This is a genomic window from Azospirillum largimobile (genome assembly GCF_977007025.2).
The window spans coordinates 64,192-75,369 of record NZ_CDRMUA020000004.1; the positions used below are offsets into that span (position 1 = coordinate 64,192).

At 66.6% G+C, this 11,178-nt stretch carries 9 protein-coding genes; all 9 read left to right on the forward strand.

Annotated elements, in window-relative coordinates:
- Nucleotides 1-110: 110 nt before the first annotated feature.
- Nucleotides 111-1,643, forward strand: coding sequence for an acyl-CoA carboxylase subunit beta (locus tag ACWPKK_RS21825; protein WP_324864651.1), 1,533 nt, complete (start codon nucleotides 111-113; stop codon nucleotides 1,641-1,643).
- 11 nt (nucleotides 1,644-1,654) lie between these two features.
- Entirely contained in the window at nucleotides 1,655-3,655 is a 2,001-nt protein-coding gene (locus ACWPKK_RS21830) for an acetyl-CoA carboxylase biotin carboxylase subunit (protein ID WP_452008390.1), read from the forward strand.
- Between the two features lie 146 nt (nucleotides 3,656-3,801).
- On the forward strand, nucleotides 3,802-5,955 hold the full coding sequence (gene scpA / locus ACWPKK_RS21835; protein ID WP_452008393.1) for a methylmalonyl-CoA mutase: 2,154 nt from the start codon (nucleotides 3,802-3,804) through the stop codon (nucleotides 5,953-5,955).
- A complete protein-coding gene (locus ACWPKK_RS21840) occupies nucleotides 5,952-6,134 on the forward strand; it encodes a type II toxin-antitoxin system CcdA family antitoxin (protein WP_452008395.1) in 183 nt (60 codons plus the stop codon). The genes scpA and ACWPKK_RS21840 overlap by 4 nt, the downstream gene beginning before the upstream one ends.
- 206 nt (nucleotides 6,135-6,340) lie before the next feature.
- Nucleotides 6,341-7,033 carry a DUF2161 domain-containing phosphodiesterase gene (locus ACWPKK_RS21845; RefSeq protein ID WP_452008397.1) on the forward strand — a complete coding sequence of 231 codons (693 nt, stop codon included), beginning with the start codon at nucleotides 6,341-6,343 and terminating at the stop codon, nucleotides 7,031-7,033.
- 65 nt (nucleotides 7,034-7,098) lie between these two features.
- The gene (locus ACWPKK_RS21850; protein ID WP_452008400.1) at nucleotides 7,099-7,725 is read left to right on the forward strand and encodes a MarC family protein; all 627 of its coding nucleotides are present in this window, start codon (nucleotides 7,099-7,101) and stop codon (nucleotides 7,723-7,725) included.
- Between the two features lie 180 nt (nucleotides 7,726-7,905).
- On the forward strand, nucleotides 7,906-9,303 hold the full coding sequence (locus ACWPKK_RS21855; RefSeq protein ID WP_452008403.1) for a cytochrome ubiquinol oxidase subunit I: 1,398 nt from the start codon (nucleotides 7,906-7,908) through the stop codon (nucleotides 9,301-9,303).
- Nucleotides 9,304-9,308: 5 nt separating this feature from the next.
- Nucleotides 9,309-10,328 (forward strand): cytochrome d ubiquinol oxidase subunit II, encoded by a 1,020-nt coding sequence (gene cydB / locus ACWPKK_RS21860; RefSeq protein WP_452008405.1) that lies wholly within the window; start codon nucleotides 9,309-9,311, stop codon nucleotides 10,326-10,328.
- 62 nt (nucleotides 10,329-10,390) lie between these two features.
- Entirely contained in the window at nucleotides 10,391-11,050 is a 660-nt protein-coding gene (locus tag ACWPKK_RS21865; protein WP_452008407.1) for a hypothetical protein, read from the forward strand.
- Nucleotides 11,051-11,178: the final 128 nt, after the last annotated feature.

Genomic DNA, 11,178 nt, shown 5'->3' on the forward strand with positions numbered 1-11,178 from the left:
TGAAGCGCTGCGAAGTTTGTGAATAATCCGCGGCGTTCCGGTGAATGATTGCGTCGCTCGACACCGGAGCGGGGACCGTCACTGCGACGCCAAAGATATGGGAACGCCCGATGCAAGACATTCTGGCCAAGTTGGAGTCCAAGCGCGCCGCGGCGCGGCTGGGCGGCGGTGAGAAGCGCATCGCCGGCCAGCACGCCAAAGGCAAGCTGACCGCGCGCGAGCGGATCGAGCTGTTCCTCGACGAAGGGTCGTTCGAGGAGTTCGACATGTTCGTCGAACATCGCTGCATCGACTTCGGCATGGAAAACCAGAAGGTTCCGGGCGACGGCGTGGTGACCGGCCACGGCACCGTCAACGGCCGCCTCGTCTTCGTCTTCAGCCAGGACTTCACGGTCTTCGGCGGCGCGCTGTCGGAAGCGCATGCCGAGAAGATCTGCAAGATCATGGACCAGGCGCTGAAGGTCGGCGCGCCGGTGATCGGCCTGAACGATTCGGGCGGCGCCCGCATCCAGGAGGGTGTCGCCTCGCTCGGCGGCTATGCCGAGGTGTTCCAGCGCAACGTCGACGCCTCGGGCGTCATCCCGCAGATCTCGCTGATCATGGGGCCGTGCGCCGGCGGCGCGGTGTATTCGCCGGCCATGACCGACTTCATCTTCATGGTGAAGGACAGCTCCTACATGTTCGTCACCGGCCCCGACGTGGTGAAGACCGTCACCCACGAGGTCGTGACCGCCGAAGAGCTGGGCGGCGCCATCACCCACTCCACCAAGTCGGGCGTGGCCGATCTGGCCTTCGAGAACGACGTCGAGGCTCTGCTGCAACTGCGCCGCTTCGTCGATTTCCTGCCGTCGTCCAACCGCGAGAAGGCGCCGGTCCGCCCCTGCGCCGATCCGCTGGACCGCGAGGACTTCTCGCTCGACACGCTGGTGCCGGAGAACCCGAACAAGCCCTACGACATGAAGGAGCTGATCCTCAAGATCGTGGACGAGGGCGACTTCTTCGAGCTTCAGCCGGACTATGCCAAGAACATCCTCATCGGCTTCGCCCGCATGAACGGCTCCACGGTCGGCATCGTCGCCAACCAGCCGATGGTTCTCGCCGGCTGCCTGGACATCGACAGCTCCAAGAAGGCCGCGCGTTTCGTGCGCTTCTGTGACGCCTTCGAAATCCCGATCCTGACCCTGGTCGACGTCCCCGGCTTCATGCCCGGCACCAGCCAGGAGTATGGCGGCATCATCAAGCACGGCGCCAAGCTGCTGTACGCGTACGCCGAGGCCACCGTGCCGAAGGTGACGGTCATCACCCGCAAGGCGTACGGCGGCGCGTACGACGTGATGTCGTCCAAGCATCTGCGCGGCGACGTGAACTATGCGTGGCCGTCGGCGGAAATCGCGGTGATGGGCGCCAAGGGTGCGGTGGAGATCATCTTCCGCAGCGACATCGGCGACGCCGAGAAGATCGAGGCGCGTACGGAAGAGTACAAGCAGAAGTTCGCCAATCCCTTCGTCGCCGCGTCGCGCGGTTACATCGACGACGTCATCATGCCGCACGGCACCCGCCGCCGCATCACGAAGGCGCTGTCCATGCTCAAGAACAAGCAGCTCCAGAACCCCTGGCGCAAGCACGACAACATTCCGCTGTGAGGGCCGGCAGCATGTTCGAGAAGATCCTCATCGCCAACCGTGGCGAGATCGCCTGCCGCGTCATCCGCACGGCACGCCGCATGGGCATCAAGACCGTCGCGGTCTATTCCGACGCCGACAAGAACGCGCTCCATGTCGAGATGGCCGACGAGGCCGTCCACATCGGCGCCGCCCCGTCGGCCCAGAGCTATCTGCTGGTCGACCGCATCGTCGAGGCCTGCAAGAAGACCGGCGCCCAGGCCGTCCACCCCGGCTACGGCTTCCTGTCGGAAAAGCGCGAGTTCCAGGAGGCTCTGGCGGCCGCCGGCATCGCCTTCATCGGTCCGGACGCCCACGCCATCCAGGCCATGGGCGACAAGATCGAGTCCAAGAAGCTGGCGAAGGAAGCCGGCGTCTCCACCGTCCCCGGCTATCTCGGCGTCATCGCCGACGATGAAGAGGCGGTGATGATCGCCCGCGACATCGGCTATCCGGTGATGATCAAGGCCTCGGCCGGCGGCGGCGGCAAGGGCATGCGCGTGGCCTGGAACGACGAGGAGGCGCGCGAGGGCTTCCGCTCCGCCACCAACGAGGCGCGCTCCAGCTTCGCCGACGACCGCGTCTTCGTCGAGAAGTACATCCAGCAGCCGCGCCACATCGAAATCCAGCTTCTGGCCGACGGGCAAGGCACCTGCTTGTACCTGCACGAGCGCGAATGCTCGATCCAACGCCGCCACCAGAAGGTCATCGAAGAGGCCCCGAGCCCCTTCCTCGACGCCGCCACCCGCAAGGCGATGGGCGAGCAGGCGGTGGCTCTAGCCAATGCGGTGCAGTACAAGTCGGCCGGCACGGTCGAGTTCATCGTCGATGCCGAGCGCAACTTCTACTTCCTGGAGATGAACACCCGCCTCCAGGTCGAACACCCGGTCACCGAGCTGATCACCGGCCTGGACCTCGTCGAGCTGATGATCCGCGTCGCCGCCGGGGAGAAGCTGACGATCCGCCAGGAGGACGTGCAGCTGAACGGCTGGGCTGTCGAGGCGCGCGTCTACGCGGAGGATCCCTTCCGCAACTTCCTGCCCTCCACCGGCCGCCTCACCCATTACCGGCCGCCAGCCGCCAACCCGCATGTCCGCGTCGACACCGGCGTGTTCGAGGGCGGCGAGATCTCGATGTACTACGATCCGATGATCGCCAAGCTGTGCACCTGGGGATCGACGCGCGATGCGGCGATCGCCGGCATGCGCGAGGCGCTGGACCAGTATTACATCCGCGGCGTCAGCCACAACATCCCGTTCCTGGCCTCGCTGATGGCGAACCAGCGCTTTGTCGACGGGCGGCTGACCACCAACTTCATCGCCGAGGAATACCCGACCGGCTTCCACGCCTCCGATCTGCCGCCGGAAGACCCAGCGGTGCTGATCGCGGTCGCCGCGGTGATCCACCGCAGCCTGAACGACCGGGACATCCAGATTTCGGGCAAGATGGCCGGCAACAAGGCCAAGGTGCGCGACGACTGGGTGGTGGTGCTGGACGGCACCCGGCATCCGGTGCACCTCCATCCGGCGGACGGCAGCCCGCAGCGCATCGGCTACACCGTCGACATCGACGGCAAGCACCACACGGTGTGGAGCGACTGGCAACTGGGCGAGCCGCTGTTCCGCGGCACGGTGAACGGCGAGCATGTCTGCGTGCAGATCGACCGCGTCGGCGTCGGCTACCGCCTGCACCACAGCGGGTCGCAGGCCATCGTCAAGGTGCTGACCCCGAAGGCGGCGAAGCTCGACGCCCTGATGCCGGTCAAGGCGCCGCCGGACATGTCGAAGTTCCTGCTGTCGCCGATGCCGGGCCTGCTGGTGTCGCTGGCGGTGACGGAAGGCCAGGAGGTCAAGGCCGGCGAAGTGCTGGCCGTGGTCGAGGCCATGAAGATGGAGAACATTCTGCGCGCCGCGCAGGACGGAACGGTCGCGAAAATCCACGCAGCCCCGGGCAGCAGCCTGGCGGTCGATCAGAAGATCGTGGAATTCGCGTAACCGTATAATAAGAAGAACAGTACCGAGAGGAAGCGTACCCCCTTGCCCCTCTTCCAATGGTTCATGGGACCGTTGGAAGAGGGTGCATCGGGAGGAAACGCACTGCCAACATTACCTGCGCCATAAGAAGCCCTCAGGAGGCGTCGATGACCGAGTTCCCGAAGAAGACCCTTGCCGATTGGGACAAGCTGGCCGCCAAGGATCTCGGCGCCGACGGCGATATCGCCAAGCTGACCTGGAAGACCCCGGAGGGGCTGGACGTCAAGGCGCTCTACACCGCCGCCGATCTGGAAGGGCTGGAGCTGGACACGCTGCCCGGTTTCCCGCCCTTCACCCGCGGCCCGCGCGCCACGATGTACGCGGTGAAGCCCTGGACCATCCGGCAATATGCCGGCTTCTCCACCGCGGAGGAGTCGAACGCCTTCTACAAGGCCAACCTCAAGGCCGGCCAGATGGGCCTGTCGGTGGCCTTCGACCTCGCCACCCACCGCGGCTATGACAGCGACCATCCGCGCGTCGTCGGCGATGTCGGCAAGGCCGGCGTGGCGATCGACAGCGTCGAGGACATGAAGGTCCTCTTCGCCGACATCCCGCTCGACAAGATGTCGGTGTCGATGACCATGAACGGCGCGGTGCTGCCGATCCTGGCCGGCTACATCGTCGCGGCGGAGGAGCAGGGCGTCAGTCAGGACAAGCTGAGCGGGACCATCCAGAACGACATCCTCAAGGAGTTCATGGTCCGCAACACCTACATCTACCCGCCCGAACCCTCGATGCGGATCATCGCCGACATCATCGAGTACACCTCCCAGCACATGCCGAAGTTCAACTCGATCTCGATCTCCGGCTACCACATGCAGGAGGCAGGCGCCACGGCGGTGCAGGAGCTGGCCTTCACCATCGCCGACGGCCTCGAATATGTCCGCGCCGCGATGTCCAAGGGCCTCCCGGTCGACAAGTTCGCGCCGCGCCTGTCCTTCTTCTTCTCCATCGGCATGAATTTCTTCATGGAGATCGCCAAGCTGCGCGCCGCGCGCCTGCTGTGGTCCTCCCTGATGCAGGAGAAGTTCCAACCGAAGGACGCGCGCTCCCTGGCGCTGCGCACCCATTGCCAGACCTCCGGCGTCTCGCTGACCGAGCAGGACCCCTACAATAACGTCATCCGCACCACCATCGAGGCGATGGCCGCGGTGCTGGGCGGCACCCAGTCGCTGCACACCAACGCCTTCGACGAGGCGCTGGGCCTGCCGACGAAGTTCTCCGCCCGCATCGCCCGCAACACCCAGCTGATCATCGCGGAGGAGGCCGGCGTCACCAAGGTGGTCGATCCGCTCGGCGGCTCCTTCTACATCGAGCACCTGACCCACAGCCTCGCCAACGCCGCGCTGGAGCTGATCGGCCGCGTCGAGGAGATGGGCGGCATGACCAAGGCGGTCGAGAGCGGCATGCCCAAGCTGCTGATCGAGGAGGCCGCCGCCCGCCGCCAGGCCGCCATCGACCGCGGCGAGGAGGTGATCGTCGGCGTCAACAAATACCGTCCGGAGAACCCCGAGGGGGTGGACGTGCTGGACATCGACAACACCGCCGTCCGCGAGGCTCAGATCGCCCGCCTGAAGCAGATCCGCGCCACCCGCGACGAGTCCAAGTGCCAGGAGGCGCTGGCGGCGCTGACCAAGGCGGCCACCGAGAAGACCGGCAACCTGCTGGCCCTGTCGGTGGAGGCCACCCGCGCCCGCGCCACCGTCGGCGAGATCTCCGACGCGCTGGAGAAGGCCTTCACCCGCCATGTCGCCGTCATCCGCTCGGTGTCGGGCGTCTACGGCTCGGCCTATGAGGGCGACGAGGGCTTCAAGAAGATCCAGGAGGAAGTCGCATCCTTCGCCGCCGAAGAGGGCCGCCGGCCGCGCATCCTGGTGGTGAAGATGGGCCAGGACGGCCACGACCGCGGTGCCAAGGTGATCGCCACCAGCTTCGCCGACATCGGCTTCGACGTCGACATCGGCCCGCTGTTCCAGACCCCGGACGAGGCGGCGCGGCAGGCGGTGGAGAACGACGTCCACGTCATCGGCGTGTCGTCCCAGGCCGCCGGCCACAAGACGCTGGTGCCGCAGCTGATCGAGGAACTGCGCCGCCAAGGCGCCGGCGACATCCTGGTGGTGTGCGGCGGCGTGATCCCGCCGCAGGATTACGACTACCTCTACAAGGCGGGCGCCGCGGCGATCTACGGGCCGGGCACCAACATCCCGAAGGCGGCGTCGGACATCCTGGGCATCCTGCGCAAGCAGAAGGCGGCGGCGTGATAGAGCCCGACGATCGGCATGGCTCCTCAGCTTCGGAGGCTTGCGCACACCGCAAGCGAGCGCGTATGACCGAAGCCGAGAAGAAATGCTGGATCGAGGAAAACCGTGAAGCCTTCAAGGCTTACGATGAGTTGGTTGATAAGTACGGCCTCTTTGGCAACGAGTGGCGCGAGTTCTGACGGCAGTCCCCCTCTCCCCCCCGGGGAGAGGGTCGGGGTGAGGGGGATCCGTTTCAAGGATTCTTCAAGCATCGCGCAGTCCCTCACCCGGCTGCTGCGCAGCCACCCTCTCCCGCAAGCGGGCGAGGGTCCGCCCCCCTCACCCGGCCGGCACGGCCGGCCGCCCTCTCCCCAGGGGGAGAGGCGGATTTGCCATTATTCGGCAAATGACCGTCACCGCCGAAACCGACCTCTACGCGCCCGTGAAGGCCTTCCTCGAAGCCCAGGGCTATGACGTGAAGGCGGAGATCCATGGCTGCGATCTCGTCGCCACGCGCGGGGGCGAGCCGCCGGTGATCGTCGAGTTGAAGAAGCGCTTCACGCTCGACCTCGTGCTGCAGGGGGTGGACCGGCTGGCGATCAGCGACAGCGTCTATCTTGCCGTGCCGCAGCCGGGGCGCAAGGCGACCGGCCCGTCGCCGCTGGACGGTGACGTGAAGAAGCTCTGCCGGCGGCTGGGTCTCGGCCTGCTGATGGTCGATCCGGGGCTGGCGGAGGGGCAGCGCGTCGCCGTGCTGCTCGATCCGGTTCCCTACAGCCCGCGCAAGGACAGGAAGCGCACCCACCGGCTGCTGGGCGAGCATACCCGCCGGGTCGGCGATCCCAACCGGGGCGGCTCGACCCGCGTCGCCATCGTCACCGCCTATCGCCAGGACGCGTTGCGCATCGCCCGCATGCTGCGCGACGGGCCGTTGACCGTCGCGGCGCTGCGCAAGGCGGGGGCGCCGAAGGATGTCGGGCCGATGCTGCTGCGCAACGTCTATGGCTGGTTCGAGCGGGTGGGGCGCGGCACCTACGGGCTGACCCCGGCGGGCGTGCAGGGGGTGGAGGCGTTCGCCCATGCGCTGGCGGAGGGGTGACACCCCGCACCGCCAAGCCTATGATCGGCGCCACAAAACCATGAACGCACAGGCTGGAGCCGGCTTTGTCGGACTACATCAGCAATCTCGTCGTCTTTTTCGTCGTCGTCGATCCGCCCGGGCTGGTGCCGCTGTTCATCGCGCTGACCCGCGGATTCGAAGACCGCCACAAGCGCATCATCGCGCTGCGCGGCACGGCCATCGCCTTCGTGGTGCTGGTCTTCTTCGCCTATTTCGGCAAGGTGGTGCTGCAGACCCTGTCGATCGAGATGCCGGCCTTCCGCATCGCCGGCGGCGCGCTGCTGTTCTGGATCGCCTTCGAGATGCTGTTCGCCAAGCGCTCCGAACGCAAGGAGCGTGATACCGGCGAGGCGATGACCGACGAGGACGCCCACGACATCGCCGTCTTCCCGCTGGCGGTGCCGCTGATCGCCGGGCCGGGCGCCATCACCTCCATCCTGCTGTTGATGGACCGCACCAGCGGCACGGTGGCGGGACAGGTCAGCGTGCTGGGGGCGGCGGCGACGGTGATCGGCGGGGTGACGCTGATCCTGCTGGGCGCCGACCGGGTCGGGCGGCTGCTTGGCCGCACGGTGATCCACACGGTCAGCCGGGTCCTGGGCATCGTGCTGGCGGCATTGGCGGCGCAGACGATCATTTCCGGCATCACCGCGGTCTATCCGCCCCACTGACCGGCCGGCCCCAACACTCCGTATGCCCCTCCAATCCCTTGTGCGGTCGGGTTTAAGCCTGAAAGACTAGTCCCCTTTCCACGGCAGTCGCTCACTCTACATCGCCTCTTGCCACATCGGCGCCGGGCACCTGTCCGGCGTGTGCGTTTCCACGCGCCCAAACAAAAAGAGGCGGCGGCCATGGAACTCGATCCATTGATCCTGTCGCGGATTCAGTTCGCGTTCACGATCTCCTTCCACATCCTGTTTCCCAGCTTTACGGTGGGACTTGCCTGCTGGATCGCGCTGCTGGAAGCGCTTTGGGTCGGCACCGGCAAGGGCATCTACCGCAGCCTGTCGGAATTCTGGACGCGGATCTTCGCGCTGTCCTTCGGTCTGGGCGTGGTGTCCGGCATCGTCATGTCCTATCAGTTCGGCACCAACTGGAGCCGCTGGTCCGACACGGTGGGCAACGTCCTGGGCCCGCTGATCCAGTACGAGGTGGTGACCGCCTTCTTCCTCGAGGCCGCCTTCCTCGGCATCATGCTGTTCGGGCGGGACCGGGTGCCGCGCGGCATCCACCTGATGGCTGCCTGCCTCGTGGCGCTGGGCACGCTTCTGTCCACCTTCTGGATCCTGTCGGCCAACAGCTGGATGCACACGCCGGCCGGCTTCGAGATCCGCGACGGCCGCTATTTCGTCACCGACTGGTGGCAGGTGGTGTTCAACCCGTCCTTCCCCTATCGCCTCGCCCATATGGTGACGGCGATGTTCCTGACCACCAGCTTCGTGGTCGCCGGCATCAGCGCCTTCTATCTGCTGACGCGCCGCCATTTCGACCATGCGAAGCTGGGCCTCAGCATGGCGCTGGCGCTGATCACCGTGCTGGCGCCCTTGCAGATCTTCCTGGGCGACGAGCATGGGCTGAACACGCTGGAACACCAGCCGGCCAAGATTGCGGCGATGGAAGGCAATTGGGAGGGCGGCCCGCGCGCGCCGCTGATCCTGTTCGGCATTCCCGATGTGGAGAAGGAAACCAACCACTGGGAGATCGGCATCCCGGCGCTGTCCAGCCTGATCCTGACCCACGACTTCAACGGCAGCGTTCCCGGCCTGAAGCAGTTCCCGGTGGACGAGCGGCCCGACCCGCGCATCATCTTCTGGACCTTCCGGCTGATGGTCGCCATCGGCTTCCTGATGCTGACGGTGGCGGTGGTACATCTGGTGCTGCGCTTCCGCGGCCGTCTGTACAGCAGCGATTGGTTCTTCCGCGTGCTGGTCGGCTGCATGCCGATCGGCTTCATCGCCATCCTGTCCGGCTGGTTCACGACCGAGATCGGGCGCCAGCCCTGGGTCGTCCAGGGCCATCTGCGCACCGCCGATGCGGTGACGCCGTCGCTGACGACGGAAGCGGCGCTGATCTCGCTGCTGTCCTTCGTCGTCGCCTACACCATCATCTACGGCGCCGGCACCTATTACCTGATCCGCCTGCTGCGCATCGGCCCGACACATGTGCATGACGCGCCGCAGCCGCCGGAGGCGCAACGGCCCAAACGGCCGCTGTCCGCCACCGACCAGTCCATCGAACCCGCGGAGTGAACCCCATGCAGGAGATTGCGGAAGGAAGCATTCTGACCCTGATCTGGGTTGGGATCGTCGGCTTCGCGGTGTTCATGTATGTGCTGATGGACGGCTTCGACCTCGGCATCGGCATCCTGTACCCGTTCGCACCGACGGAGGAGGACCGCGATACCATGATGAACACGGTGGCGCCGGTCTGGGACTTCAACGAGACTTGGCTGATCCTTGGCGGGGCGGGGCTGTTCGCGGCCTTTCCCATCGCCTATGCCGTGGTTCTGCCGGCGATGTACATCCCGCTGCTGGTCATGCTGATCGCGCTGATCTTCCGCGGGGTGGCGTTCGAATTTCGGTTCAAGGCGCGGGCGGGCCGGCATTGGTGGAACCGCTCCTTCTTCTTCGGCTCGCTGCTGGCGACCTTTGCGCAGGGGGTCATCCTGGGCTCCTTCATCCAAGGCATCCCGGTGGAAGGAAGGCAGTTCGTCGGCGGCATGCTGCACTGGCTTTCCCCCTTCTCCCTGTTCTGCGGGGCGGCGCTGGTTGTGGGCTATGCGCTGCTGGGGGCGACGTGGCTGATCTGGCGGACCATCGGGCCGCTGCAGGACTGGTGCTATCGCATGGCGCGGCGGCTGATGCTGGTGGTGCTGGCGGGCGTCGCCGTGGTCAGCCTGTGGACGCCCTTCCTGCTGCCGCAGATCGCGGAGCGCTGGTTCTCCATGCCGAACATGATCCTGCTGTCGCCGGTGCCGATCGTCACGGCGGTGCTGGCCTTCGCCCTGTGGCGGGCCATCGACAACAGCCGGGAGGTGGCGCCCTTCGTGCTGTCGATGGCGCTGTTCGCCTTGTCCTACCTCGGCCTCGCCATCAGCCTGTGGCCGCACCTGATCCCGCCCGGCGTCACCGTGTGGGAGGCGGCCAGCCCGCCGGAGACGCAGGTCTTCCTGCTGGTCGGCATGGCGTTCCTGATCCCGTCGATCCTGGGCTACACCGCCTATTCCTATTGGGTGTTCCGCGGAAAGGTGACGGGCAGCTTCGGTTACCATTGAGCGGAGGAGGCGCCCCGTCCTAAAACGGGCCGGATTTCGAGGCAAGCGAAAGGGTTGGGGCCATGGATATCGACATCAGCTTTGCCGAGGCGATGCTGCGCCGTGGCGCCGGCCTGCTGGAAACCGGACCGGAGGAAGCGGCAAGCGATCCCTTCGCCGTTGTGGCTCGGCTGCTGGCTGCCGCCGCGGCGACCGACGCGCCGCTGGTGGTGCTGAGCGAGGGCGGCAGCCACCCCGCCCTGTTCGACGAGGCCGCCCGCCGTGCCGGGGAGCCGCTGACCGCCCGGCTTGCCGGCCTCGCCGCCACCCGTCAGGGCGAGCGCGCCACGATGTATGAATTCGACGGCACCGGGCCGCTGACCGGCAACCGAATCGTCGCCGCCCTGCTGCGGCCGGAGGATCGGCCCGACCTGCTGCATGTCTACATCGCCGTCGGCCGGCTGCGTGGGGGAGAGGCGCAGATCACCGTGGCGCCGGCCCTTTTGCGATTCGACGCCGCGGCGTTGGCCCAGACGCTGGGGCTGCTGGGCGATGCGGTGTCGCGCAGCCCGAACGCCGCCACCGCGGCGCTGGCCCACGCCGCGGCCATCCTGCCGATGGAAGGGCATGAGCAGGGCGGCATGCCGGCGGCGCTGCTGGACCTCTACTGGCATGCGTTGACGCTGGCGTCGGTGCGAGCGGATGGCGGATTGGCGACGATGACGCCGGAGGGGAGTGCGTGAGGGGGGCTATTGCCACCGTAACCCAATGCTATCGGAACTGTGTTTCTGACAACAATGTATCCGCCCCAAATGCCCTTCTCCCCTTGCGGGAGAAGGGTTGGGATGAGGGGTGCGGCGGCCAAAGGCAG

Coding starts and splice junctions, on each gene's coding strand:
- cydB (WP_452008405.1), top strand. CDS start 9,309: ATGCAGGAGATTGCGGAAGGAAGCATTCTGACCCTGATCTGGGTTGGG.
- ACWPKK_RS21825 (WP_324864651.1), top strand. CDS start 111: ATGCAAGACATTCTGGCCAAGTTGGAGTCCAAGCGCGCCGCGGCGCGG.
- ACWPKK_RS21830 (WP_452008390.1), top strand. CDS start 1,655: ATGTTCGAGAAGATCCTCATCGCCAACCGTGGCGAGATCGCCTGCCGC.
- scpA (WP_452008393.1), top strand. CDS start 3,802: ATGACCGAGTTCCCGAAGAAGACCCTTGCCGATTGGGACAAGCTGGCC.
- ACWPKK_RS21845 (WP_452008397.1), top strand. CDS start 6,341: ATGACCGTCACCGCCGAAACCGACCTCTACGCGCCCGTGAAGGCCTTC.
- ACWPKK_RS21865 (WP_452008407.1), top strand. CDS start 10,391: ATGGATATCGACATCAGCTTTGCCGAGGCGATGCTGCGCCGTGGCGCC.
- ACWPKK_RS21855 (WP_452008403.1), top strand. CDS start 7,906: ATGGAACTCGATCCATTGATCCTGTCGCGGATTCAGTTCGCGTTCACG.